General features: G+C 65.4%; 25 protein-coding genes. 13 read left to right on the forward strand and 12 right to left on the reverse strand.

The genetic code is table 11. The features are described from left to right. Window positions 1–49 precede the first annotated feature (49 nt). Window positions 50–1,372, reverse strand: coding sequence for an MFS transporter (locus I2488_RS08150; protein WP_196275298.1), 1,323 nt, complete (start codon window positions 1,370–1,372; stop codon window positions 50–52). A 144-nt stretch (window positions 1,373–1,516) separates the two neighbouring features. Between I2488_RS08150 and I2488_RS08155 the strand changes: the two genes are divergently transcribed. After that, entirely contained in the window at window positions 1,517–2,143 is a 627-nt protein-coding gene (locus I2488_RS08155; RefSeq protein WP_196275299.1) for a class I SAM-dependent methyltransferase, read from the forward strand. 4 nt (window positions 2,144–2,147) lie between these two features. On the opposite strand, the gene I2488_RS08160 is transcribed toward I2488_RS08155, so the two are convergent. Beyond that, window positions 2,148–2,969 (reverse strand): glycerophosphoryl diester phosphodiesterase membrane domain-containing protein, encoded by an 822-nt coding sequence (locus tag I2488_RS08160; RefSeq protein WP_196275300.1) that lies wholly within the window; start codon window positions 2,967–2,969, stop codon window positions 2,148–2,150. 97 nt (window positions 2,970–3,066) lie between these two features. On the opposite strand from I2488_RS08160, the gene lipB reads away from it, so the two are divergent. Then, window positions 3,067–3,735 carry a lipoyl(octanoyl) transferase LipB gene (gene lipB / locus I2488_RS08165; RefSeq protein ID WP_196275301.1) on the forward strand — a complete coding sequence of 223 codons (669 nt, stop codon included), beginning with the start codon at window positions 3,067–3,069 and terminating at the stop codon, window positions 3,733–3,735. Further along, on the forward strand, window positions 3,714–4,001 hold the full coding sequence (locus I2488_RS08170) for a hypothetical protein (RefSeq protein WP_196275302.1): 288 nt from the start codon (window positions 3,714–3,716) through the stop codon (window positions 3,999–4,001). Before lipB ends, I2488_RS08170 begins: the two co-directional genes overlap by 22 nt. Here I2488_RS08170 and I2488_RS08175 read toward each other — a convergent pair. Both I2488_RS08175 and I2488_RS08180 read right to left on the reverse strand, forming a co-directional pair. After that, window positions 3,984–4,865, reverse strand: coding sequence for an HpcH/HpaI aldolase/citrate lyase family protein (locus I2488_RS08175; RefSeq protein ID WP_196275303.1), 882 nt, complete (start codon window positions 4,863–4,865; stop codon window positions 3,984–3,986). The genes I2488_RS08170 and I2488_RS08175 overlap by 18 nt on opposite strands. Window positions 4,866–4,879: 14 nt before the next feature. Beyond that, the gene (locus I2488_RS08180) at window positions 4,880–5,983 is read right to left on the reverse strand and encodes an alkene reductase (protein ID WP_196275304.1); all 1,104 of its coding nucleotides are present in this window, start codon (window positions 5,981–5,983) and stop codon (window positions 4,880–4,882) included. A gap of 82 nt (window positions 5,984–6,065) precedes the next feature. On the opposite strand from I2488_RS08180, the gene I2488_RS08185 reads away from it, so the two are divergent. From I2488_RS08185 to I2488_RS08195, 3 genes are all read left to right on the forward strand, one after another. Continuing rightward, on the forward strand, window positions 6,066–6,962 hold the full coding sequence (locus I2488_RS08185; protein WP_196275305.1) for a DMT family transporter: 897 nt from the start codon (window positions 6,066–6,068) through the stop codon (window positions 6,960–6,962). A 130-nt stretch (window positions 6,963–7,092) separates the two neighbouring features. Further along, entirely contained in the window at window positions 7,093–7,302 is a 210-nt protein-coding gene (locus tag I2488_RS08190) for a BrnT family toxin (RefSeq protein ID WP_246465574.1), read from the forward strand. Between the two features lie 49 nt (window positions 7,303–7,351). Then, window positions 7,352–7,546 carry a helix-turn-helix domain-containing protein gene (locus tag I2488_RS08195; RefSeq protein WP_196275307.1) on the forward strand — a complete coding sequence of 65 codons (195 nt, stop codon included), beginning with the start codon at window positions 7,352–7,354 and terminating at the stop codon, window positions 7,544–7,546. Between the two features lie 3 nt (window positions 7,547–7,549). Here I2488_RS08195 and I2488_RS08200 read toward each other — a convergent pair whose 3' ends face one another. The 7 genes from I2488_RS08200 to I2488_RS08230 form a co-directional block, all read right to left on the reverse strand. Beyond that, window positions 7,550–7,933 carry a hypothetical protein gene (locus I2488_RS08200; protein ID WP_196275308.1) on the reverse strand — a complete coding sequence of 128 codons (384 nt, stop codon included), beginning with the start codon at window positions 7,931–7,933 and terminating at the stop codon, window positions 7,550–7,552. Window positions 7,934–7,939: 6 nt separating this feature from the next. Further along, window positions 7,940–8,938 carry a quinolinate synthase NadA gene (gene nadA, locus I2488_RS08205; protein ID WP_196275309.1) on the reverse strand — a complete coding sequence of 333 codons (999 nt, stop codon included), beginning with the start codon at window positions 8,936–8,938 and terminating at the stop codon, window positions 7,940–7,942. Window positions 8,939–8,995: 57 nt separating this feature from the next. After that, on the reverse strand, window positions 8,996–9,730 hold the full coding sequence (locus I2488_RS08210; protein ID WP_196275310.1) for an adenylate cyclase: 735 nt from the start codon (window positions 9,728–9,730) through the stop codon (window positions 8,996–8,998). A 91-nt stretch (window positions 9,731–9,821) separates the two neighbouring features. Next, window positions 9,822–10,478, reverse strand: coding sequence for a DUF4230 domain-containing protein (locus I2488_RS08215; RefSeq protein WP_196275311.1), 657 nt, complete (start codon window positions 10,476–10,478; stop codon window positions 9,822–9,824). Beyond that, window positions 10,460–11,377, reverse strand: coding sequence for an MBL fold metallo-hydrolase (locus I2488_RS08220; RefSeq protein WP_425492379.1), 918 nt, complete (start codon window positions 11,375–11,377; stop codon window positions 10,460–10,462). Before I2488_RS08220 ends, I2488_RS08215 begins: the two co-directional genes overlap by 19 nt. A gap of 86 nt (window positions 11,378–11,463) precedes the next feature. Beyond that, window positions 11,464–11,949, reverse strand: a complete 486-nt coding sequence (locus I2488_RS08225) for a DUF1465 family protein (protein ID WP_196275312.1) — start codon at window positions 11,947–11,949, stop codon at window positions 11,464–11,466. Between the two features lie 127 nt (window positions 11,950–12,076). After that, window positions 12,077–12,274 (reverse strand): YdcH family protein, encoded by a 198-nt coding sequence (locus I2488_RS08230; RefSeq protein WP_039333267.1) that lies wholly within the window; start codon window positions 12,272–12,274, stop codon window positions 12,077–12,079. A gap of 236 nt (window positions 12,275–12,510) precedes the next feature. On the opposite strand from I2488_RS08230, the gene I2488_RS08235 reads away from it, so the two are divergent. The 6 genes from I2488_RS08235 (at window position 12,511) to ftsH (ending at window position 20,417) form a co-directional block, all read left to right on the forward strand. Beyond that, window positions 12,511–12,669, forward strand: coding sequence for a YdcH family protein (locus tag I2488_RS08235; protein ID WP_082013319.1), 159 nt, complete (start codon window positions 12,511–12,513; stop codon window positions 12,667–12,669). A gap of 153 nt (window positions 12,670–12,822) precedes the next feature. Continuing rightward, the gene (ptsP, locus tag I2488_RS08240; RefSeq protein WP_196275313.1) at window positions 12,823–15,096 is read left to right on the forward strand and encodes a phosphoenolpyruvate--protein phosphotransferase; all 2,274 of its coding nucleotides are present in this window, start codon (window positions 12,823–12,825) and stop codon (window positions 15,094–15,096) included. A gap of 173 nt (window positions 15,097–15,269) precedes the next feature. Then, complete coding sequence (locus I2488_RS08245; RefSeq protein ID WP_196275314.1) at window positions 15,270–16,253, forward strand: helix-turn-helix domain-containing protein; 984 nt, start codon at window positions 15,270–15,272, stop codon at window positions 16,251–16,253. A 122-nt stretch (window positions 16,254–16,375) separates the two neighbouring features. Continuing rightward, entirely contained in the window at window positions 16,376–17,383 is a 1,008-nt protein-coding gene (locus tag I2488_RS08250) for a tetratricopeptide repeat protein (protein ID WP_196275315.1), read from the forward strand. 43 nt (window positions 17,384–17,426) lie between these two features. Further along, complete coding sequence (tilS, locus tag I2488_RS08255; protein WP_343071014.1) at window positions 17,427–18,344, forward strand: tRNA lysidine(34) synthetase TilS; 918 nt, start codon at window positions 17,427–17,429, stop codon at window positions 18,342–18,344. A 141-nt stretch (window positions 18,345–18,485) separates the two neighbouring features. Further along, the gene (ftsH, locus tag I2488_RS08260; protein WP_196275316.1) at window positions 18,486–20,417 is read left to right on the forward strand and encodes an ATP-dependent zinc metalloprotease FtsH; all 1,932 of its coding nucleotides are present in this window, start codon (window positions 18,486–18,488) and stop codon (window positions 20,415–20,417) included. Window positions 20,418–20,487: 70 nt separating this feature from the next. Here the strand turns inward: ftsH and I2488_RS08265 are convergent, their stop codons facing one another. Then, complete coding sequence (locus tag I2488_RS08265; RefSeq protein WP_246465557.1) at window positions 20,488–21,504, reverse strand: DUF3667 domain-containing protein; 1,017 nt, start codon at window positions 21,502–21,504, stop codon at window positions 20,488–20,490. A gap of 172 nt (window positions 21,505–21,676) precedes the next feature. Between I2488_RS08265 and I2488_RS19795 the strand changes: the two genes are divergently transcribed. After that, window positions 21,677–23,230 (forward strand): peptidoglycan DD-metalloendopeptidase family protein, encoded by a 1,554-nt coding sequence (locus tag I2488_RS19795; RefSeq protein WP_343071015.1) that lies wholly within the window; start codon window positions 21,677–21,679, stop codon window positions 23,228–23,230. Window positions 23,231–23,257 lie beyond the last annotated feature (27 nt).

Genomic DNA, 23,257 nt, shown 5'->3' on the forward strand with positions numbered 1-23,257 from the left:
ACCGGTGCGCTTGGAGCCAAACGAGCGCGGTGGCAAGTGATCAGGCGGTTCAGGCGGGATCGCGCCTCATGGCGAAGAGGCAGAGCAGCACGACGCCCAGCGACAGCACCTCCATCACGCCCCAGGCCAGCCACTGCGAATGGTTGTAGAGCCACACGCCAATGGCCGGTGCGGCGATATAGGCCGCGCCATTGACCGAGGCGACGATTCCGGCGGATTGGCCCTGCTCGGCGGGCGAGACGGCAAGGCTTGCGCCCGAGGTGAACCCGGGGCGGAACAGGCCGAAGCCCATCGAGGCGATGGCAAAGCCCACCGCGATCGTGTGCAGGTCCTGCCCGGTGGCGACCGGGATGATCCCGAGGGCCGCAAGGCCCATGCCCCACAGGGTGGACGTGCGCGGGCCGAGACCGAGCATGGGGATCAGGCCCCATTGCGCGAGTAGTGTCGCCACCGCGCCGCACATCAGCACCAGGCCGACCGGGCCTGCACCGGCATCCGGGTCGCCGCGCAGGCCGAGCCGGTCAAGCAGCAGGAAGCCGATCACGCCAAGGACCATGGCCTGCGCATGGCCACCTATCAGGCCTGCCACGAGCCAGGGGCGCAGGCGGCGATCGGTCCAGCGCAGGCGGTCGATGCCGAGGTGCTGCGGTTCGGCTTCGGGCAATTCGTCCGGGCTGCCATCGGGATGCTCCTCGACCATGCGCGGGTTGGACGAGGCGCTGAACGGAGCGGACATGACCTCGCCGCGCGCGGCAAAGCGCGGATCGTCATCGGGCAGGCGGGTGCGCAGCAGGACCAGCACGATGATCCCGAACAGCGCGAACATGGCGAAGGGGCCGACGAGGCCAAGGCCCGGCAGGATCAGCAGCGGGGCGAGGGCGGGCCCGAGCACTGTGCCGAGGCCGAAGCTCGAGGCCACCAGCGACAGCGCCTTGGTGCGGTCGGCCCGGCCGGTGCGGCTGGCGACATAGGCCTGCACGGCGGGCGGCGCAGCGGAGCCGAAACCGCCATAGAGCGAACGGGCGAGGGCGAAGAGTGCCATGGTCAGGCCCGCGCCGAACCAGCCATCTAGGCCGAAGTGCAGGATCATGCCACACAGGGCAAAGGACGAGATGAAGCCGGTGACACCCAGCGCCATCATCGCCTTGCGGCCGCGACGGTCGGACCGGCGCGCCCAATAGGGTGCCATCATCACCCACAGCAGCGCCGACCACGAATAGGCAAGGCTCACCCAGACGTCGGCAATGCCAAGCCGGGTGCCGATCGAGGGCATGACCGACTGCATCGCGGTGTTGCCCGCAGCGGTCACCAGCATGACCGCAAAAAGCAGCGCCATGCGCTCCTTCGGCAGGCGGATCGGTCCTTCGCTCATCCCTCGGCCCCTTGTCCGGGGATCGAAATTGTCCACGGCTGGTTCATCCATTGCTGACTAGGCCGGGCTAACACTGCTTGCAATGGCAGGCCAAATTTGCGACCCGCTTGAACCAGCTTGACCGGCAGAGGACCATTTCCTGCAATGACTTCGACCCAGGTGGCGCGTGAGCCTCTTCTTCAGCGGGCAAAACGCAAGGTGGAACGCTTCGCGGGACCGGCCGGTATCTTCTTCAAGGGCTTCCTCAAGCATCCGGCGATGGTCGGCGCGATTGTCCCTTCGTCCAACCGCACGATCGAGCGCGTGCTGTCGGTGGTCGACTGGGAAGAATGCCGCCTTTTCGTGGAATACGGCCCGGGCGTGGGCACGTTCTGCCGCCCGGTGCTGGAAAAGCTGCGCCGCGATGGCCGTCTGATCGTGATCGACACGAACCCTGATTTCATCGCCTACCTGCAGAAGACCATCGGCGACAGCCGATTCATCGCCGTGCATGGTTCGGCTGCGGATGTGGAAGAGATCGTCAAGGCGCATGGGTTTGACCATGCCGACTACGTGCTTTCGGGCCTGCCGTTCTCGAACCTGCCGGAAGGCGTGGGTCCGGCGATCATGGGCGCGACGCATCGCGTGCTGCGCCCGGGCGGGGCATTCCTCGTCTATCAGTACACTGCCCGCGCGCGGGACCTGATGGGCCAGTTCTTCCGCCGCATCGACAAGGGCTTCGAGCCGGTCAACATTCCGCCCTGCGTGATCAGCTGGGGCTGGAAGGAATAATCCCTCAGTCGAAGACCGAGCGGATTTCCGCCGTCGGCGGTCCGGCCAGCTGGCGGTAGACCGCTGCCAGAATCGCGATGAAATAGACCAGGGCGCCCGAGGTGATGGCGCTCGAGACGGCGGCGGTAAGCACGCGCTGCAGCTCGCCGCCGGTGGTCAGCACCAGCACGACGCCGACCAGCATCATCGCCAGGCCATAGACCACGGCAAAGACCACCCCCAGCAGCACGAAGAACGCCAGCAGGCGTCCCGAGTTGCCCTGCGTCAGCGCCCACGAACGGCGCAGTGCCTGCACCGGATTGCGCTCGGCCTCGATCGCCAGCACCGGAGCAACCAGTGCCATGCGCAGGCTGCACCAGATCATCGCCACGAAAGCGGCGAGGATGACGATCGCGCCGATCGCCTGCACCCCGGTCAGTGCCGCAGCGCTCACCAGCACGAGGAACGCCATGCCGATCGCACCGCCGACGATCAGCTGGGCCAGCATGTACGGCCCAAGGGCGCGGAAGCCCCGGCTGATCGCCTGCGCCACGGTGGGCCGCTGCGGATCGGTCATCACAATGAGCATCGTGACGGTCCCGGCCATCTGCAGCAGCGTGACGACGATCAGGAGCGGGAGCGACGAGGTCCACGCTTCGGCCATGATCTCCATCATCTTTCCGGGCGGCGTGCCCGGCGCCATCTGCGGTTCGGGCACGAAGATGGTGAAGGCGAGGCCCGGCAGCAGGAAGAACACGCCGGCAATGGCCATCAGCATGTCGCGGTTGGTGGCGACGAGGCGAGTGGCGGTCTTCCAGGCGAGGCTGCTGTCGAGACGGGGTGTCATGGCCGGGTCAATAGCAGCGTCGGGCGGCGAGGTCGAACGTCAGTTTTGCCGCCTGCGCCTCTTGTCTCACGCGCCTGGCTGCGCCATCTCGCTGGCCATGGCTTTGGACGAGAGCATCGAGATCCGCCGCGAAAGCGCGCAAGTGCCCTATCGCACCGCGCTTGACGAAATGGCGACGCGCAATGCCGCGATTGCCGAGGGCAATGCGCAGGAACTGATCTGGCTGCTCGAGCATCCGCCTGTCTACACCGCCGGGACCAGTGCCGCGCCCGACGAATTGCTTGATCCGCGTTTCGAGGTGGTCGAGGCGGGGCGGGGCGGGCGCTATACCTATCACGGGCCGGGGCAGCGGGTGGGCTATGTGCTGCTCGACCTGCGCAAGCGGGCGCGCGATGTGCGCGGCTTCGTCCATGCGCTGGAAGGCTGGGTGATCGAGACGCTGGCCGACTTCGGCGTGGAATCGTGGCGCGCCGAGGGGCGCGTCGGCATCTGGACCCATGGTGCGGACGGGCGCGAGGCGAAGATCGGCGCGATCGGCGTGCGCATCCGTCGCTGGGTGACGATGCACGGCTTTTCGGTGAACCTTTCGCCCGATCTCTCGCACTTCGGCGGCATCGTGCCGTGCGGGATCGAGGAATTCGGCGTGACCAGTCTTGCCGCGCTGGGCAGGGAGGTTAAACCGGAGGCCTGGGACGAGGCGCTGCTCTCGCACCTCGACCGTTTTCTCGAACGTCTGGATACGCCGTGCCCGCCATCAGTCGCCTGATTCTCGCCCCGCTTGCACTCGGCCTTGCGCTTGGCGGCTGCGGCAAGAAGGCCGACGACAAGGTGGCAACGGCAGCCGGTGGCGAAGTGCTGCCGGGGTCGATCTCGGACGACATGATCGACCTCGATACCTCGACAGCGTCACCGCCGCTGGCTGCGGTCCATGCCGAGGCGAAGAAGAAGGCTGCGCCCGAGGCGAGCGATGCGGCCGAGGAGGCGCCTGCCGAAGCCGCCGCCCCGCCTGCGGATTCAGCCGATCCCCAGTAGCTGCTTTGCCATCCTGAGGTGCGGCTGGTCGACCATGCGGCCGTTGTACTGCAGCGTGCCGGCATAGGGATTTGCCGAGAACAGCGCGACGATGGCCTGGGCTTCGGCCAGTTCCTCCTCGCTCGGCGCGAAGGCGGCGTTGATGATCGGCACCTGGCTGGGATGGATCGCCAGCATGCCGGTGAAGCCATCGGCCCTGGCGGCTTCGGCGGCGCGGCGCGTACCGTCCTCGTCGCGGAAATCGTCGTAGAGCGTGTCGACTGCCCAGACGCCCTTGGCATGGGATACGAGCAGGCACTGCGCGCGGATGAAGCGGAAGGCATCGGTCCATGCGCCTTCGGCATCGCGCTTGCGGCTGGCGCCAAGCACGGCGGACAGGTCCTCGGCACCCCAGGTCAGCCCGGCAAGGCGCGGCATCGGTTCGTTGACATAGGACGGGATGGTAAGCGCCGAGCGCGCGGTCTCGCTGACCAGCGGCAGGATCTTCGTCGCCCCGTTGGGCACGCGGTTGCGCTGTTCGAGCTCGTAGATTTCGGCGGCGACCATGCGGATCTGGTCGGGGCCCTCGCACTTGGGCAGCATCACGCCGTCGGGGGCACCGGCCATGACGACGGCAAGGTCCTCGCGCCACATGCCGGTCTCGATCGCGTTGATCCGCACCCAGCGCGCCAGCGGGCGGTTTTCGGTCACCTGCTGGCGGTGGATCGACAGCCAGTCGCGGGCGAGGACGCGGGCCTGCGGCTTGGCCGCCGGGGCAACCGCGTCCTCGAGATCGACGATCACCGCATGCGCACCGGTAGACATGGCCTTGCCCAGCTTCTTCTCGCTGTCACCGGGAACGAAGAGCCATGATCTTGGCGGCATGCGGCATTACTCCATCAGGCTGTGGCGGTTTCCTCCGCCAGCGTCGGATAGTCGGTATAGCCGACCTCGCCGGGGAAATACCACGTCTGTGGCACCCCCTTGTTCGGATTGATGTGCGCCCCGACACGGATGCGCTCGACCAGATCGGGGTTCGAGATGAACGGACGCCCGAAGCTGATCGCGTCAGCGCGGCCGGAGGCAACGTCGGCCGCTGCCTCTTCCGGCGTGTAGTCGCTGTTGAGGACCAGCGGACCGGTGTAGATCGAGCGGATCAAGGCGTCCTGCTTGGGCACTTCGGTGGAACCGAAGGTGCCGTCGGGTCCGGGCTGGCGCAGTTCGAGGAAGCTGATGCCGAGGTCCTGAAGCACGCGCGCTGCTTCGCCGAAGGTTGCGGCGGGGTTGCTGTCGTCGGTGCCCTGCGATTCGCCGTTGGGGGAGAGGCGAACCGAGACGAGGTCCTTGCCCCAGACCGCGATCAGCCGTTCCACCACCTCGCGCAGGATGCGCACGCGGTTCTGCGGGGAACCGCCGTAGTCGTCGTCGCGCAGGTTGGTGCCGTCGCGCAGGAACTGGTCGATCAGGTAGCCATTGGCGGCGTGGAGCTGCACGCCATCGAACCCTGCCTTCTTGGCGTTCTCGGCAGCGCGGGTGTAGTCATCGAGCAGGCGCGGCATTTCATCGAGGCGCAGCGGGCGTGCCGTCGCGAAGTCCTGCTTGCCTTCCGGCGTGTGCGCTTGCCCGGGCGCGCGGGTGGCAGAAGCAGAGACCGGCGGTTCGCCGCCGAGGAAGTACGGGTGGACGATGCGGCCCATGTGCCACAGCTGCATGATGATGCGCCCGCCAGCCTCGTGCACGGCTTCGGTCACCGGCTTCCACGCTTCGGTCTGTTCGTCCGACCAGATACCCGGCGCGCTGGGCCAGCCCAAACCTTCGCGGCTGATGCCGGTCGCTTCGGAAATGATCAGCCCCGCGCTGGCCCGCTGGCGGTAGTATTCGATCATCACCGGCGTCGGCACGCCTTCGGCGGTTGCGCGACCGCGGGTGAGCGGTGCCATGATGATGCGGTTGGGCGCTTCGATCGCACCAAGGCGCAGGGGCTGGAACAGCGGTTCGTGCATGCTAGAGGGCCTTTCGGTAAATGACCGCGAAACGCGAGGATCCATCCTAGGTTTCGCTTTGCAACTGGATTAGGCTGCGCCCATGACGATTTCAAGTGACGCAGACCTGTCAATTCGTCCCACGCCGAAGCATTTCCTTGCCCTGCTGACAGGAAACGTTGCGTTGGCGCTGGGGCCGTGGTTCGTGCGGATCGCCGATAGCGGACCGGTCTCGGCCGGGTTCTGGCGGCTGGCCCTGGCGCTGCCGTTGCTCGCCTTGTTCGCATGGCGCGGGAAGGAGCCTTTGCGCGGGTATCCGGCCAAGGACTGGTGGTTCATTGCCGCAGCGGGCGTTGTCTTTGCGCTCGATCTGGCGAGCTGGCACGTCGGGATCGAGCGGACCAAGCTCGGCAACGCCACGCTGTTCGGCAATTCGGGCAGCGTAATCCTGATGGTCTGGGGCCTGGTGACGATGCACCGCCGCCCGCATTTGCGCGAGTTTGCCGCCGTGGCGATGGCGCTGGGCGGGGCAGGGCTGCTGCTCGGCCGTTCGATGGAGATCGACGCGCGGACCCTTGCCGGGGACCTGTTCTGCATCCTCGCCGGGCTGTTCTACGTCGTCTACATCCTGCTGGTGCAGAACGTGCGCGAGCGGCTGAAGCCGTGGAGCCTGCTGTTCTGGTCAAGCCTTGCCGGATGCCCGGTCCTGCTCGTCACCGCGCTGGCGATGGGCGAGCCGGTGATCGCGCAGAACTGGTGGCCGCTCATCGGCCTGATGCTGGCGAGCCAGATCGTCGGCCAGGGCCTGCTGGTCTATTCGCTCGGCCACTTCCCGCCGCTGGTGATCGGGCTTGTGCTGCTGACGCAACCCGCAGTCTCGGTCCTTGTCGGCTGGCTGTCGTTCGGCGAGGTCCTCGCCCTGCCCGACGCCATAGGCATGGCACTCGTCGGCGCGGCCTTGGTGCTGGCGCGGCTGGGTGAGGGAAAACCCGCAAGGTAGCGCCATTCTCGACTTGTCTGTGCTCCTCTGCTATGTGTGAATCACATAGTCAGAGGCAATGGAGTTCGAGTTCGATCCCGCCAAGGACGAGGCCAATCGCTTCAAGCACGGGTTGAAGCTTGCGTTCGGGATGCGGATTTTCCGTGATCCGTTCCACTTGCTTACGCCAACGATCCGGATCGGCGACGAAGAAGAGCGTTGGAAGATAACCGGCTTGGTGCAGGGTAAACTCTACACTGCCATTCACGTCTGGCGAGGCCGCACCGTAAGATTTATCTCGGTGCGAAGGAGCAATTCCAGTGAACAAAGAGACTACGATCGCAATTCCGGCAGACCCTAATGATCCTGAGGACCGGGATGTCAGTGTGGCAGACCTTGAACGAGCACATATGGGTCGCAGGTTCCGCGTGCTGCGATACCGCCTGAGCCTGAGCCAGCAGGAGTTTGCTGCAGCTTACGGCATTCCTGTAGCGAACTTGCGCCAATACGAAATGGCCCGCCACATGCCGCCGCCCGCCGTCCGCGCCTACCTCAAGGTGATCGAGGCCGAGCCGGAGATGGTGCGGCGGGTGATGGCCGGGTAGATCTTATTGGGCCTCCAGACGGAGGTGACCAGTTTCTTCATCCAAGTAGACTACCCGCCAACGTCGACCCTGCTTTTCGGTGGGAAACCACACTTGGGCATCTTCGTAACTGATCCCCGGTTCTCCGCTGATCAGGATGGCATCAATCCAGCCATCAAATTCGATAAGGGCACGACTCGCATGTAGAATGCGCTTCTTGTTCCCGGATTTTACCGACCAGTCTGCGATGGAGTTCTTGTGCTCGCGAGTATCGTATGAAAGGTCTTGCCAGTTAAGTCTGCGCTTCCAGATGGTAATACAGACGCCATCATCCTTCTCTGCTGACCAGTCCTGACGAGCTGATCTCAGCTTGTATCCGAGCGATTCAAAGGCTTCGGCGTAACGCATGGCGAGTCACCCCCCGAAAGGCTTCGCTCCCAGATCGCCCAGCCCGACGGTGCCGCTTGCCATGTCGAGCATGCGGTCGAGGCTCTTCTTGGCGGCGAGGCGAAGGTCTTCGTCCATTTCGATGCGCGGCTGCAGGTCGCGCAGGGCGAGGTAGAGCTTTTCCATCGTGTTGAGCGCCATGTAGGGGCAGATGTTGCAGTTGCAGTTGCCGTCCGCGCCGGGGGCACCGATGAAGGTCTTGTCGGGCATGGCGAGCTGCATCTGGTGGATGATGTGCGGCTCGGTCGCCACGATCAGCGTGTCGCCGGTCATGGTCTTGGCATATTGCAGGATGCCGCTGGTCGAGCCGACGTAATCGGCATGGTCGACAATGTGCGGCGGGCATTCCGGGTGCGCGGCGATGGGCGCGTCGGGGTGCTGCGCCTTGAGCTTGAGCAATTCCGTTTCCGAAAACGCCTCGTGCACGATGCACACGCCCGGCCAGAGCAGCATGTCGCGGCCGAACTTGCGGTTGAGATAGCCGCCGAGGTGGCGGTCAGGCCCGAAGATGATCTTCTGCTCGGGCGGGATCTGGGCGAGGATCGTCTCGGCGCTGGAGCTGGTGACGATCACGTCGGACAGCGCTTTCACCTCGGTCGAGCAATTGATGTAGGTCAGCGCGATGTGATCGGGGTGGGCTTCGCGGAACGCCTTGAACTTGTCCGGCGGGCACGAATCCTCGAGGCTGCAGCCTGCGTCCATGTCGGGCAGGACGACGATCTTCTGAGGGCTGAGGATCTTGGCGGTGTCGGCCATGAACTTGACGCCGCAGAAGGCGATGACGTCGGCATCGGTGGCCGCGGCCTTGCGCGAGAGCTCGAGGCTGTCGCCGACGAAATCCGCGAGGTCCTGGATTTCCGGGCGCTGGTAGTAGTGCGCGAGGATCACCGCGTTGCGCTCCATGCGCAGGCGGTCGATCTCGGCGCGCAGGTCAAGGCCGGAAAGGTTCAGGGGCTGGGCAGTCATCGCGTCACGTCCTCCCGCCCGCTTCGGTCTTGCGGGCGAGAGGGGGACTTAGGGACCTCAACCCGCTGCCGCAATACCTTCTGCCAGCGAAACGAACGGCGGGAAGACGGCAAGGCCCATGACCACGCCGAACAGGACCACCACGGCCAGCGCACTGAAGCGGGTGGCGGGATGGACGGCGCCTGTTTCGCGCAAGTCGTGCATCGCGATGATGCCCACAGCGAAGAGCTGGAACGCGCCCTCGACAATCGGCGTCAGCGTTGGCCCGAGAATCGGAGCAGGCACGAGGCGACCGATCGCGGGTTCGAGGATCAGGATCATCGCGCCCATCATCAGGCGGCGATGCCACTGGGTTTCGCGGCGCATGGCGATGGCGGCGATGACCATGGCGGCGAACAGCGCGGTGCCGATGTGCGTCAGCGCGAGGAAATAGGCGTTGCTGAAGAACGGCGGCACGCGGTGCAGTTCGATCGCCATGCGGCCGGTGAACATGCCGAGGCCGGCGATGAACAGGACGAGCGCCAGCGATACCCAGCCAAGCTTGCGATGCAGGGCGATGTTGCCGGTCAGCGCAAGCTGGTTCTGCAGCACGAACATGCCGAGCCACGACAGCATCGCCACGCCGTGGAGATGGACCCAGATGGGCGCCGTGGTCGGCGACGACATCCCGCGCAAGGCCCACTGGCCGAACGCGAGGACGACGAACACCGCCATGCCGATGGCCATGCGGGTAAAGAAGCGCTGGTCGCGCGAGTACGGATAAGCAGTTGTATTGATTGCGGCGGTAGCCATTCGATGTCTCCACCAGTCCCGAGGCGCCCGCTAGGCGATTCGGTCCGCTCTGGCGGTGACGACGGTCACACATGCAACCAGATTTGCGGTCCTACTTTGCGTCGAAGGTGACTTCGACCTTTGCCTTGCCGTACCCTGCAACCTGCAGCGGGATCGACAGGTTCTGGGTAATGGCTTCCTTGGCGGCCTGCCGGGCGAGATTCATCAGCACCGGGTTGGCGGCCTGCTGCACCGCTTGCGCTTCGGCCAGCCGGGTGTTGTCGCGGGTCAGCTTGTCCTGCGCATCGCGGCTGATCCAGATGCCGTCGCGCAAGTACTGCGCGCGGGCTTCGTCGAGGTTGGGGCGGCTCACGGTGAGCGGGGGCAGACGGACCGACAGGGTCTGGCCTTCGGCATTCCACGTCAGCCGGTCACGGCCGACCTGTGCCAGATTGATCGTGTAGTCGATCCGTGCGGGAATCACCGCGACCTGCTTGGAATTGACCAGACCGAACAGGCGGGAATCGTTGCTCGATACGACGGGGGCGAGCTCGGCGCTGAACACCGTCAGCTTGTCCTGCTTCTCGAAGGCGACGAGGCTGGTGGCCAAGGGATCGCCGAGGTCGTCGGGCTGCCACCATTTCCAGGCGAAGAACGCGGCAGCGGCCAGCGCGACGAGGAACAGGCCCCATGGCAGCAGCGAGATCCGCGCGAGGGTTGGTGCGGTTCGTGTGGGCGCTGGGCGGGGGGTCAGGCTGGGATCATCCATGTCTCGTCCTCAACCCGGACTCGTCCCTGTCGTTCCAGATCGAGCAGGTGGGCGAGCACCGAGCGGCCTGCTGCGCCATGCAGGCGCGGGTCGAGGCCCTTGTACATCGCGGCGACGAATTCCGGGATCGCGTGGGGTCCGCCATCCTCGAGCAGGCGCAGAATTTGGCGTTCGCGCTGGCGGCGGTGGCCGAGCATGCCGCGGACGAGCTGGCGCGGATTGTCGATCTGCGGGCCGTGGGCGGGATAGAGCACGCGGTCGTCGCGGTCGTGCAGCTTCTGCAGGCTGGCCATGTAGGCGGCCATGTCGCCATCGGGCGGGGAGACCACCGAGGTCGACCAGCCCATGACGTGATCGCCGGTAAACAGCGCGCCGCTTTCGACCACGCTGTAGCACAAGTGGTTCGAGGTATGGCCGGGGGTGGCGACGGCTTCGATTGTCCAGCCATCACCGCAGATGCGCTCGCCATCGGCGAGAATGCGGTCTGGCCGGTAGTCGGCGTCGAAGGCGGCATCGGCGCGGGGGCCGTCGTCCTCCATGGTCAGCGGAGCGCAGCCGATGATCGGCGCGCCGGTGGCTTGTGCCAGCGGGCGGGAGGCGGGGCTGTGGTCACGATGGGTGTGGGTGCAGACGATGGCGGTGACCTTGGCATCGCCAACGGCCGCGAGGATCGCTTCGAGATGGCCCTGGCTTTCGGAGCCGACGACGTGGTCCATGCCGTAGGGGCCGGGATCGATCACCGCGACATCGCTGCCCGCGCCGACGAGATAGGTCTGCGTGCCGGTGAAGGTATAGGGCGAAGGGTTGGGCGCGAGCACGCGGCGCACCAGCGGTTCGAGCTGCTCGGCGCGGCCGAGGGGCCATTCGCTGCGGTCGGGGATCGGGGGCATCTGGGCCATCGCTGGGGTATGGGGACTGCAACGCGCCTGCGCAACCGCGCAAGTCATGTCAAATCGCGAGCAATGACGTCACGACGCCAAACAAATCACGCCGCGCTCGAATGATCCGCGACCGCACGCGCAAGGCGATCGCGCAGGCGCTGCACTGCGCTGCCATTGGCGATGGCCTCGGACCGCCACGCCTGTTCGAGCCGCTGGATGCGCTGGTAGAGCCGCTGGCTTTCGTGCACCAGCACCTGCACGTCCTCGGGCAGCGTGGCCACGACTTCGGGATCGCTGTCAGGGAAATTGGCGATCAGACGGCCGTGGCGGCGCAGTTGCAGTTCGGAAAGCTCACCGGCGAAATGGGCGCGGTGGTTGAGCAGCCAGGCGAGGCAATGCATCACCCGCGTCGTCGTGCGCAACGCTTCGCAGCTGACCTGCACGCGGCGCAGATCTTCATCGTCAGCAATGATCCGGTTGGTCTCGGTGCGCAGCCGCTCGAACCGCGTGCGCACCTCGTCGGCCAGGCTCAGCGCCTGCGCATGTAGGGCGTCGACGATACGCGGGTTGAGGCTCGGCAACAAAGGCATGGACAGCGCATAGTCCTGTCGTGGGTCTTTCGCCAACAGGACAACGCGCGGATTGCCGTCCCGTTTCGTGAACGTTTCTTAACGGGACAACCTGCGTTTGCAGGATCAGCGAATCAAGTGTCTGATTTCAGGCGATGATATCCGGGATCAGGTAATCCTCGATCATCGCGATCTGGTCTTTCAGCAGCAATTTGCGCTTCTTGAGGCGGGCGATCTGCAGCTGGTCGCGCGCGCCGTTGAGCGAAAGCGCGTCGATGGCCGCATCAAGGTCACGGTGTTCGATACGCAGCGCCGCAAGCCGCTTGCGCATTTCCTCTTCGGTCACGTTCCGCCCAACTCCTTCGACCCGATGAACCGGTGGGTTAGCACGACTTACGGCATGACCCGTAAACTGCAACGCTCCAGCGCGGTTTGGCTTGCAAGATACGGCCAATGTGGGAGCATGACAACGCGCCGCCTGTTCGAGTCGTGCAAGAACCGGCCGAAAGGTTGCGCCGCCCCGCACGGGGATGGCCTCGTGCGGTTTTCTGAAGGGACTTTATCCCTAAAGGAGGACAAAGCATGGAATCGACGCACATCAGCGCACTCCAGACAAAGCACGCCGGACTTGAAAAGCAGATCCAGATGGAGATGTCCCGGCCCCTCCCTGACGATACGCTGGTGGCTCAGCTCAAGCGAAAGAAGCTGAAAATCAAGGAAGAGCTGTCCCGCCTCCATTGAGCGCGAGCGCCTTCCAAGGCACCACACGGAGCCGCCCCACCGGGCGGCTCTTTTGTGTCCGGCGAAGCGAATAGCTATCCGCAGGGCAGACGCTTCCGCATCGGATTGTGCGCAACATTCCCAAACCGCGCGCACTAGGCTAATCCAGCGTTCATGCTCAGCGCCGTGACCGCCGCCCGTCAAATCCTTACCTCGTTGCACGAGGTCATGGCCTCGCGGGCCGGTGCCCAGGCCAAGCTCAACCAGATTGTCGAGGTGATCGGCGAGAATCTCGATTCCGAGGTCTGTTCGATCTACCTCCTGCGCGAGGGCATGCTCGAGCTGTTCGCCACGCGCGGCCTCAACCAGGCAGCCGTCCACGTCACCCGGCTGGCGGTGGGCGAAGGCCTGGTCGGCACGATCGCCGGCAACGTCGAGACGCTGAACCTTGCCGAAGCGGCCGCGCACCCCGACTTCGCGTTCCGCCCCGAAACGGGCGAGGAAAAGTTCCACTCCTTCGCCGGCGTGCCAATCGTGCGACGCGAACGGGCCGTGGGCGTCGTCGCGGTCCAGCATGTCGAGCCGCGCCGTTACGAAGAGGTCGAGATCGAGGCGCTGCAGACCGTGGCGATGGTGCTGTCGGAACTGATCGCCAATGCCGAGCTGATCGACGACGAGGAAACGCTCGGTGTTCCCGCGCACCTGACCGGGCCGGATCGCATCAAGGGACTGACGCTGGTGAAGGGGCTGGCCAGTGGCGTTGCCGTCTATCACCAGCCCCGCGTCACCATTGAACACGTCGTGGCCGAAGATACCGAGGCCGAACGCCAGCGCGTCTACCTCGCCTTTGACAAGATGCGCGAACAGATCGACCGCATGGCCAGCCAGGCCGAGTTCGGCGTGGGCGGCGAGCATGAAGAGGTCCTCGAGACCTATCGCATGTTCGCCTACGACGAAGGCTGGTCGCGCCGGATCAACGAGGCGATCGATTCCGGCCTCACTGCCGAAGCCGCGATCGAGCGCGTCCAGCAGCGCACCCGCATGCGCATGCGCCAGATCGACGATCCCTTGCTGGCCGATCGCATGCACGATCTCGAGGACCTCTCGAACCGTCTGCTGCGGATCGTCTCGGGCCAGCTCGGCACGGCCGCGAGCATGGGGCTCAAGGGCGACGCCATCCTGATCGCGCGCAATCTCGGTCCGGCGGAACTGCTCGAATATGACCGGCGGCGCTTGAAGGGCGTGATCCTCGAAGAGGGCTCGCTCACCGCGCACGTGGTTATCGTGGCGCGGGCGATGGGCATTCCGGTGGTAGGCCGGATGCGGGCGTTGCGTGGCAAGGTCCGCGATGGCGATCATCTGCTGCTCGATGGCGATCAGGGCGTGGTTGACGTGCGGCCTGCGCCGACGCTGATCGAGGCTTTCGAGGCGCGCTTTGCCAAGAACCGCGAGCGCCAGGCGCATTACGCCACGATGCGCGAGGTCGAGCCGTTCACGCGCGATGGCACCCGTGTGACGGTGCTGATGAACGCAGGTCTTCGCGACGATACGCCGATGCTCAACCTGACCGGTGCGGATGGCATCGGCCTGTTCCGCACCGAGTTCCAGTTCCTGGTCTCGGCAACGCTGCCCTCGCGCGAGCGGCAGACCCGGCTCTATCGCGACGTCATGGACGCGGCGGGAGACCGTCCGGTGGTGTTCCGCACGGTCGATATCGGCGGTGACAAGGTCCTGCCCTACTTGCGCCACAACGATGGCGAGGCGGAGGAAAACCCCGCCATGGGCTGGCGCGCCCTGCGCGTCGCGCTTGAACGTGACGGGTTGCTCAAGGTGCAGGCCCGAGCCCTGCTCGAAGCCGCAGGCGGGCGCACGCTCAACGTCATGTTCCCGATGGTCACCGAACCGTGGGAATTCGATGCGGCCAAGGCCGTGTTCGAAAGCCAGCTGGCTTTCCTGCGCAAGCAGAAGAAGATCCTGCCCGAGGCGATCCGCTATGGCGCGATGCTGGAAGTCCCGGCGCTGGCCGAATGCCTCGACGTGCTGGCGCCCAAGCTGTCGTTCCTGTCGATCGGCACGAATGACCTCACGCAGTTCCTCTTCGCGGCGGATCGCGCCAATCCCAAGCTGGCCGAGCGCTATGACTGGCTGAGTCCGGCGATTCTGCGTTTCCTGCGCCGCGTGGTGAACACTGTGGCGCCGTTCGGCACCGACGTGACGGTATGCGGCGAAATGGGCGGGCGCAGGCTGGAGGCGCTGGCGCTGCTCGGCCTTGGCATAACCCGCCTGTCGATCACACCGGCAGCCGTGGGCCCGGTCAAGGAACTGGTGCGCAAGATCGACCTGAACGAGATTCGCACCGCGATGAACGGCTGGCTCTCCGAACCGCCAAGGGACTTGCGCTCGGCCATAGCCGAATGGGCGTTCTATCGTGGCATAGAATGTGATTGACATCCGCGCGGGCGAGGTCCGCGCCGCCGCTCGCATCTTCAAAAGTGCGCTTCGTCGCCGAATTCTGCCATTTTTCGCCCAAGGCCGTTGACTTTCACAGCGGTCCGGCGAAGCCTGTCACACGGGTTGCAAAGCATGCCTGATCAATGGGCGCGGAAGACGGGAGTTACGCCTTGGCTGAAGCCGGCGGTCTGCAGGACATTACCAATACTGACGATACGCTGATGCCGGCAGGCGAACCCGCCCTGCCCAAGGCGGGTGATGTGCTGCGCGCGGCGCGAGAAGCGGCCGGGCTTGACCTGAAGCAGCTGTCCCAGGCCACGCGAGTGACGGCCCGGCATCTCGAGGCTCTGGAAAGCGGCGACTATGCCGCGTTTCCGGGGCGCCCATATGCGCTGGGTTTTGCCCGAAGCTATGCCCGCGCGGTAGGCCTCGACGAGAAAGTCGTGGCCGATGCAGTGCGCGCCGACCTTGATCGGCAAGCGCCTCCGCCGCCTCCGCGCGCGATCAACCAGTTCGAGGTCGGCGATCCGGCAAAGACGCCCTCGCGCCTGACGGGCTGGCTTGCGGCCGGCCTTGCCGTGGCAATCGCTCTCGGCGGTCTGGCGTTCTGGCGCAGCTATTACCTGCCCTCGGCCGCACTGCCTTCGCTGGTGAACCTGGAAGAGACTCGGCCGGCGCCCGCCCAAGTGCCTCCCGCAACTCCGGTTGCTGCGCCTCAACCGACAGGTCCTGTCGTGTTTACCGCTAACGAGGACCGCATCTGGGTCAAGTTCTATGACGGCAGCGGCAAGCAGATCCTGCAGAAGGAATTGGCCAAGGGCGAAAGCTTCACGGTGCCGCAGGACGTTGTCGAGCCGAAGCTGTGGACGGGCCGCCCCGATGCACTTTCGGTGACCATCGGCGGGCAGGCCGTTCCGCGCATTGCCGAGAAGGAAGGGATCGTGAAGGATGTGCCGGTGTCTGCGGCCGCCTTGCTGGCGCGCGGGACTCCTGCTGCTGCGCCATCTCTTTCTGCTACGCCGTTGACTGCGGCCCCTGTCGCACGGCCTGTCGTGCGTCGGCGCGCCGCACAACCGGTAGCTACGCCCGAGGCTACGATGCCTGCAGCACCTCCTCCTGCAGAAGCGGCGGCTGCACCAGCGACGCAGCGCTGAAAACACGCCGCAACGGGCGGATAACCTGCCGGTCGGTCTCGACTTGATGCTGGCTATCGGGCAAACTTGCGCCGTTGATTGAGGGTGCGCGCGGGATCGTGCGCCGCTGAACGGGAACGACCATGACCTTGACTATCCGGCGTGCAGCGCCGCTTGGAGCCCTTCTTCTGGGGCTTGCCGCCCCGATTGCCGCGCCGGTTCTGGCCCAGTCCACTCCACCCAAGACCACGACTGCGCAGGTCGATCCTGAAATGCGCCTGCGCCGGATCGAAGCAGAAATCCGCGCGATGCAGCGCAAGGTCTTCCCGGACGGCGCAGGCAAGACATTCGTCCCCGAAATCACGCCCGGCCAGTCGACCACGACGCCCACCGGCACGCCCGCGTCTTCGGCGGTGACCGACATTCTGGCGCGGATGGACGCGGTCGAGGCGCAGATGGCGCGGCTGACGGCGCAGGTCGAGGAAGGACAGAACCGCTCGGCCAAGATCGAGGAGCGGCTGGCCAAGCTCGAGGCTGCGGCTGCTCCTGCACCAGCGCCAGAGGAACCGGCGGTCGCACCGGCTCCGACCGCAACCGAAACGCCTGCTCCGGCGCCGACACCGGTCGCGCCGAAGCCCGCAGCGCCAGCGACCAGCAAGCCAGCGCCGGCCAAGCCCGCAACCCCGGCCGCCGCAAAGCCCGCGTCGCCATCGGCGGCGCGCGTCGCGGCGGTGCAGGCGATCGAAAAGCCTGCAACCGGCGATGCTGCGTTGGACGATTACAACTACGGTTTCCGCCTGTGGGAGGCAAAGTTCTATCCCGAGGCGCAGCAGCAGTTGCAGATCTACGTGGATCGCCACCCGAAGCACAACATGATCAGCTTTGGCCGCAACCTGCTGGGCCGTGCCTGGCTGGACGATGGCAAGCCGGGCACGGCGGCGCAGTTCTTCCTGCAGAACTATCTGGCCGACAAGAAGGGCGCCCGCGCGCCCGACAGCCTGCTCTACCTCGGCATCGCCATGGTCAAGCTGAAGGATACCGAGAAGGCTTGCGGCGCCTTTGCCGAACTCGCCTCGACTTATCCGGGCGAGATCGCCGGGCGCCTCAAGGGCCAGTACGATGCCGCACGCGGCACGGTGAAGTGCAAGTAATGGTGCCGGGAATAGCCTGACCGCTGCCGCTGCGCGCTTTGCCGTGCAGTGGACGGCGGTTGCTCCCGATGGACCCGTCGGGCTTGCCGTATCGGGCGGGTCGGACAGTCTGGCCATGCTCCTGCTGTTCCACGAAGTTGCGCCGCGCAACTTCTGCGTGGCCACGGTCGACCATGGGTTGCGGGCCGAATCGGCGGATGAAGCGGCGCTGGTCGCTGCGGTCTGCGCGGACCGTGGCATTCCGCACCGGACGCTGAAGCTCTCGCTGGAAAAAGGCAGTGGGGTTCAGGAGCGGGCGAGGGCGGCGCGCTATGCGGCGCTGGCGGAGTGGGTGAAGGCCGCAGGTCTGGTCGCCATCGTCACCGCGCATCATGCCGACGATCAGGCCGAGACAATGGTCATGCGCCTCAATCGCGGGGCGGGTCTGCGTGGGCTTGCCGCCATGCGAGCCGTTGCCCATGTGCCGGGAGCGCCCGACCTTCCGCTTATCCGTCCCTTGCTGTCATTGCGCCGCGCCGAATTGCAGTCGGTCGTTGCAGCGGCCGGTCTTGTTGCTTCTGATGACCCTTCCAACCGCGATCCCGGGTACGAGCGCGTGCGTACGCGCGACGCCTTGACGTCAAGCAAGGCTTTCGATGCTAAGGGCTTTGCGGCAAGCGCAAAACATCTGGCGGAGGCGGATCAGGCGCTGGAATGGATCGTTGCTCGACTCTGGAGTGACGTGACGCAGACCGGGGAGGCGGTGCTGTGGCGCCCATCCGCCGACTTGCCGGACACGCTCTCCCTCCGTGTGCTCGAACGGATTCTGTCTGCTTTCGATGCACCTGTTCCACGCGGGCCGGAGTTGCTACGCTGGCTCGGCACCTTGCGCTCGGGCGGGGTCGCTACCCTGGGCGGCGTGAAGGGCGATGCGCGCAAGGAGACTTGGCGTTTCACGCTTGCGCCCAAGCCCCGGCACTAAGGGACATTCGCCTTCAAGGCAGGTCGCCGAAAAACCACAATTCCATTATATTGCGATTCAGGCGTTATTGAGAATCGGGTGGCCAACCCTACATTGGCTCCAGAGCCGCCCGCGTTCCCGGGCGATTGCGGAAAGACAGCGATGAACGACGACCAGCCCCAGGGCAATCCGTGGATCAAGAGCCTCCTCGTCTGGGGCGGGATCTTCCTCGCACTCCTGCTGGTGGTCTCGATGTTCGGATCGCGTGTCGATACCAACGCCACGACCATTCCCTATTCCGCGTTCCGATCGCAGGTCAGCGAAGGCCAGGTCCGCTCGGTCGAGATCGCGCCTGAGCGCATTACCGGCACGCTCAAGAACGGCGGCCAGTTCGCCACCATTCCGGTACCGGGCGATTCCGATCTGCCCAAGCTGCTGGCGGACAACAACGTGCAGTATGCCGGCAAAGCGGCCGAACAGCCGAACATGCTGATGTACATCCTGTTCAATTCGCTGCCGTTCCTGCTGATCCTCGGCGTTGCTTTCTTTGCGCTGCGTCAGATGCAGAAGGGCGGCGGATCGGGTGCAATGGGCTTCGGCAAATCCAAGGCCAAGCTCCTGACCGAGCGTTCAGGCCGCGTCACCTTCGATGACGTTGCTGGCATCGACGAAGCACGCGAGGAGCTTGAGGAAATCGTCGAGTTCCTGCGCGATCCTTCGCGCTTCTCCAAGCTTGGCGGCCAGATTCCCAAGGGCGCGCTGCTGGTCGGCTCGCCCGGCACCGGCAAGACCCTGCTCGCCCGCGCCATTGCCGGTGAGGCGGGCGTGCCGTTCTTCACCATCTCGGGTTCGGACTTCGTCGAGATGTTCGTCGGCGTCGGCGCAAGCCGCGTGCGCGACATGTTCGAGCAGGCCAAGAAAAACGCGCCGTGCATCGTCTTCATCGACGAAATCGACGCCGTCGGTCGTCATCGCGGCCACGGCCTCGGCAATTCCAACGACGAGCGCGAGCAGACGCTGAACCAGCTGCTGGTCGAGATGGATGGCTTCGAGGCCAACGAAGGCATCATCATCATCGCGGCGACCAACCGCCCCGACGTGCTCGATCCAGCGCTGCTGCGCCCCGGTCGCTTCGACCGCCAGGTGGTCGTGCCGATCCCTGACATCGAAGGCCGCGAGAAGATCCTCTCGGTCCACATGAAGAAGGTGCCGCTGGCACCTGACGTCAATGCGCGCACCATCGCGCGTGGCACGCCGGGCTTCTCCGGTGCGGACCTCGCCAACCTCGTCAACGAAGCCGCCCTGCTCGCCGCGCGCCGCAACAAGCGCCTCGTCGCCATGCAGGAGTTCGAGGACGCCAAGGACAAGGTCATGATGGGCGCCGAACGCCGCTCGATGGTCATGACCGATGACGAGAAGAAGATGACCGCCTATCATGAGGCCGGCCACGCCATCGTCTCGGTCAAGGAACCGGCGTCCGACCCGATCCACAAGGCGACGATCATTCCGCGTGGCCGCGCGCTGGGCATGGTCATGCGCCTGCCGGAGCGTGACAGCTATTCCTATCACCGCGACAAGATGCACGCGAACCTCTCGGTCGCCATGGGCGGTCGCGTGGCGGAAGAGCTGATCTTCGGGCACGACAAGGTATCGTCGGGCGCCTCTTCGGACATCCAGTACGCCACCTCGCTGGCCCGCTCGATGGTGACCAAGTGGGGTATGTCGGAAAAGCTCGGGCCGCTGCAGTATGAAGACCAGCAGGAAGGCTATCTCGGCATGGGCGGCTCTGCCCGCCTGTTCGCCTCGGACGAGACCAACAAGCTGATCGACAGCGAAATCCGCCTGCTCGTCGATGGTGCCCATGCCCGTGCCACCGACATCCTCAAGACCAACGAGGACAAGCTCCACCTCCTCGCCCAGGCGCTGCTCGAATACGAGACGCTGACGGGCGACGAGATCAAGGAACTGCTCGACAGCGGCAAGATCGACCGTCCGCAGAACCCGACGGGCACCGCCCGCCCGGTGGCAGCGCAGGGTTCGGCCGTGCCGCGCGCTGGCAAGAAGTTCGGCTCGGCCAATCCGCAGCCGGCCTGATCACCGGATCAGCTTGAAACAAGGAAGGCCGGGGGGAAACCTCCGGCCTTCTTTGTTTCAGACATCAGGTTCAGCCACCCGCCTCGACGAGGATGATGACTGCGAACAGCATCATGGCCATGAAAGCAAACATGCTGAGGAACCACGTGCGCCACCATGCGCCGAACCATGACAGGCCGTAAGTGCCGCGCAGTTGCAGGAGCATGTGGATCGGCGGAAGGATGGCGACTACGCCGATGCTGACGATGCCGAGTTTCCCGCCAATCGTCGCTACGATTCCCAGCAGGGTCATGAAGCACAGCGAGTAGGTCACGAACACGGTGTGATCGTAAAGCCCGAAGCGGCGGCTGAACGGGAACAGCAGCCATAGGAACGGCACCGAGATCGGGATCAGCGCCCAGCTCAGCTTGTAGCTGTAGGTCTGCACCTTGTAGAGCGCGAGACCGGGGTTGGCCTTGGCCTTCTTCACCGCCTCGTTGATCCAGCCGACGTCGCCCGCTGTCTCGAGGCCGCTGGTGTCGACATTGGCCACGCTGATGCCGCTTGCCTTGACCTGCTCAAGCCCCGCAATGTTCTTGCGCGTTTCGGCGATGGCCGCATCGATCTTCGCCAATTGTGCCGCGTCGCTGGTAGCCGAGCTGCGCTCGGCCTTCAGTTTGACCAGATCCTCGCGCTCCTGCTTGAGGCCCTGCTCTACGGTCGTGTTGACGCTGGCGCCGATATCGCCGCCCAGCGAATTGATCGTGGTGAACAGCAGGAACACACAGAACAGGAACAGCGCAATCGGGCTGACGTAGCTTGCGCGCTTGCCGTCGATGTACTCCCGGGTCAGCTTGCCCGGTTTGGCAACCAGCATTGGCAAGGTGCGCCAGATCTTGCCCTCGAAATGGAACACGCCGTGAAGCAGATCGTGGAAGAAAGCGCCCAGTGTCTTGTGGACGTGGGCGGCTTGCCCGCAGGCGTGGCAATGGCTGCCGACCAGCGGCGTTGCACAATTGAGGCAGGCGGATTCGTGGGTGTGGCCATCGGCGCGATACTCGCCCGCAGTCGGCTCCACAGTCCGCGCCGCAGCCAGCGCGCCAGCCATGTCACCCAAAGTCTCCGTGCCGCTCAATCCCGTTCCCCCTGTAACCTGTTCCAGCATAGCGAGCGCCGGTGTGTACTGCCACACCCTTGAGCCAAGGCGACAAAGTGGCCGATTTCACCGAACATTAACCTTGTCCGTGCAGTCCGGAGCGCAAGAGGGTAAGGCAGCAATCGTGTTCACGCCACGGGACCAGATCTGGGCACTCGCCGGAGCGGGTGGGGGGAGCGGCTTCGGCCAGCGCACCGCGCCACCGCGCGTACCGGTACCGCCGACGCGCTGGCAGTTGCTGCTTGGTCGCCTGGAACATGGACTCGAGCGGCATTGGCCGCGCCTTACGGCACCGGTCGAACGCGCCTTCGCGAAGTTCGATCTCGTTCCCGATCTGGCCGAGGACCTCGGCAGTGCCCGCTGGTTCCGGGGCTTTGGCACCATGCTCGGCCTTGGGGCGGCTGCTGTGCTGATGTGGCCCAGCTTTGCACCGCTGCAGGCTGCGCCGCTGACCTTGCTCGACGACGCCGCGCACGACGAATTCCGCGTGCAGGGCATCCGTCCGTTGGCATTTGGCGCGGACAACGGGCGGCGGATGAACGCTACGTCTGCAGTGATCCCGCTGGCCGCCGCGCCCGAACGCCCGAGCATCGACCTCACCGCCACGCTCGGCGCAGGCGACAGCTTCCCGCGCATGCTGCAACGGGCTGGCCTTGCCAGCACCGACATCGTGCGGGTGCTCGATCTGGTCGGTGGGCAGGTCAAGCCGGGCGCGATTCCAGAGGGCACGCGTTTCTCGATCCGCCTGGGCGCGCGCACCAGCCCGGCCCAACCGCGCCCGCTGGAGCAGCTTTCGTTCCGCCCGCGCTTCGATCTCGCGCTCGACATCCGGCGCAGCGGTGGTGGTCTGGCGCTGGCCAGCAACGCCATTGCCGTCGACACCTCACCGCAGCGCATTCGCGGCATCGTCGGGGCAAGCCTCTATCGCTCGGCCCGCGCGGCCGGGGCGCCACCGTCTGCGGTGCAGGACTATCTGCGCACGATCGACGAACACATGGCATTCGAGGAAATCGCGCCGGGTGACGAGTTCGATCTGGTCTTTGCCAACCGCCGCGCCGGAACGGGCGAGCAGCAACCGGGCGATCTGCTCTATGCTGGCGTGGTCCGGGCCGGGAAGCCGGTGCTGCAACTCCTGCGCTGGGGCAACGATGGCGCGTTCTACTCACCACAGGGCATGGCCGAAGGCGCGCAGGAAACGACCGGCTTCCTCGGTGCGCCGGTCAATGGTCATATAACCTCGGGCTACGGCTCACGCCGCCATCCCATCCTCGGCTATGTGCGCATGCACGCCGGGATCGACTTTGCCGCCAGCTGGGGCGCGCCGGTCTATGCCGCCACCGATGGCCGCGTGAGCTTTGCCGGGTGGCATGGCGGGCATGGCAATTACGTCCGCCTCGATCACGGCGGCGGCATCGGCACCGGCTATGGCCACATGAGCCGCATTGCCGTCGCGCCGGGCATGAGCGTGCGACGTGGGCAGGTGATCGGCTATGTCGGCTCGACCGGGCTTTCGACCGGTCCGCACCTCCATTACGAGATGTATCGAGGGGGCCAGACCGTGAATCCGATGTCGATGACCTCGATCGTCCAGCGCGCCACCGTCGATCCGGCGCAACTTGCCGCCTTCCGCAGCAAGCTTGCGCAGATCACCGCGATTCCCGCAAACCGCTCTCACTGATTGCAGCAGGGCGGGCCAAGCGCTAGG

The organism is Novosphingobium jiangmenense (assembly GCF_015694345.1).
In the GTDB taxonomy this organism is placed as follows: Bacteria; Pseudomonadota; Alphaproteobacteria; order Sphingomonadales; family Sphingomonadaceae; genus Novosphingobium; species Novosphingobium jiangmenense.

Bases quoted from the DNA above. Each gene is read 5' to 3' on its own strand.
- I2488_RS08150 (WP_196275298.1), bottom strand. From the start codon at position 1,372: ATGAGCGAAGGACCGATCCGCCTGCCGAAGGAGCGCATGGCGCTGCTT.
- I2488_RS08155 (WP_196275299.1), top strand. From the start codon at position 1,517: ATGACTTCGACCCAGGTGGCGCGTGAGCCTCTTCTTCAGCGGGCAAAA.
- I2488_RS08160 (WP_196275300.1), bottom strand. From the start codon at position 2,969: ATGACACCCCGTCTCGACAGCAGCCTCGCCTGGAAGACCGCCACTCGC.
- lipB (WP_196275301.1), top strand. From the start codon at position 3,067: ATGGCTTTGGACGAGAGCATCGAGATCCGCCGCGAAAGCGCGCAAGTG.
- I2488_RS08175 (WP_196275303.1), bottom strand. From the start codon at position 4,865: ATGCCGCCAAGATCATGGCTCTTCGTTCCCGGTGACAGCGAGAAGAAG.
- I2488_RS08180 (WP_196275304.1), bottom strand. From the start codon at position 5,983: ATGCACGAACCGCTGTTCCAGCCCCTGCGCCTTGGTGCGATCGAAGCG.
- I2488_RS08185 (WP_196275305.1), top strand. From the start codon at position 6,066: ATGACGATTTCAAGTGACGCAGACCTGTCAATTCGTCCCACGCCGAAG.
- I2488_RS08190 (WP_246465574.1), top strand. From the start codon at position 7,093: ATGCGGATTTTCCGTGATCCGTTCCACTTGCTTACGCCAACGATCCGG.
- I2488_RS08195 (WP_196275307.1), top strand. From the start codon at position 7,352: ATGGGTCGCAGGTTCCGCGTGCTGCGATACCGCCTGAGCCTGAGCCAG.
- I2488_RS08200 (WP_196275308.1), bottom strand. From the start codon at position 7,933: ATGCGTTACGCCGAAGCCTTTGAATCGCTCGGATACAAGCTGAGATCA.
- nadA (WP_196275309.1), bottom strand. From the start codon at position 8,938: ATGACTGCCCAGCCCCTGAACCTTTCCGGCCTTGACCTGCGCGCCGAG.
- I2488_RS08210 (WP_196275310.1), bottom strand. From the start codon at position 9,730: ATGGCTACCGCCGCAATCAATACAACTGCTTATCCGTACTCGCGCGAC.
- I2488_RS08215 (WP_196275311.1), bottom strand. From the start codon at position 10,478: ATGGATGATCCCAGCCTGACCCCCCGCCCAGCGCCCACACGAACCGCA.
- I2488_RS08220 (WP_425492379.1), bottom strand. From the start codon at position 11,377: ATGGCCCAGATGCCCCCGATCCCCGACCGCAGCGAATGGCCCCTCGGC.
- I2488_RS08225 (WP_196275312.1), bottom strand. From the start codon at position 11,949: ATGCCTTTGTTGCCGAGCCTCAACCCGCGTATCGTCGACGCCCTACAT.
- I2488_RS08235 (WP_082013319.1), top strand. From the start codon at position 12,511: ATGGAATCGACGCACATCAGCGCACTCCAGACAAAGCACGCCGGACTT.
- ptsP (WP_196275313.1), top strand. From the start codon at position 12,823: ATGCTCAGCGCCGTGACCGCCGCCCGTCAAATCCTTACCTCGTTGCAC.
- I2488_RS08250 (WP_196275315.1), top strand. From the start codon at position 16,376: ATGACCTTGACTATCCGGCGTGCAGCGCCGCTTGGAGCCCTTCTTCTG.
- ftsH (WP_196275316.1), top strand. From the start codon at position 18,486: ATGAACGACGACCAGCCCCAGGGCAATCCGTGGATCAAGAGCCTCCTC.
- I2488_RS08265 (WP_246465557.1), bottom strand. From the start codon at position 21,504: ATGGCTGGCGCGCTGGCTGCGGCGCGGACTGTGGAGCCGACTGCGGGC.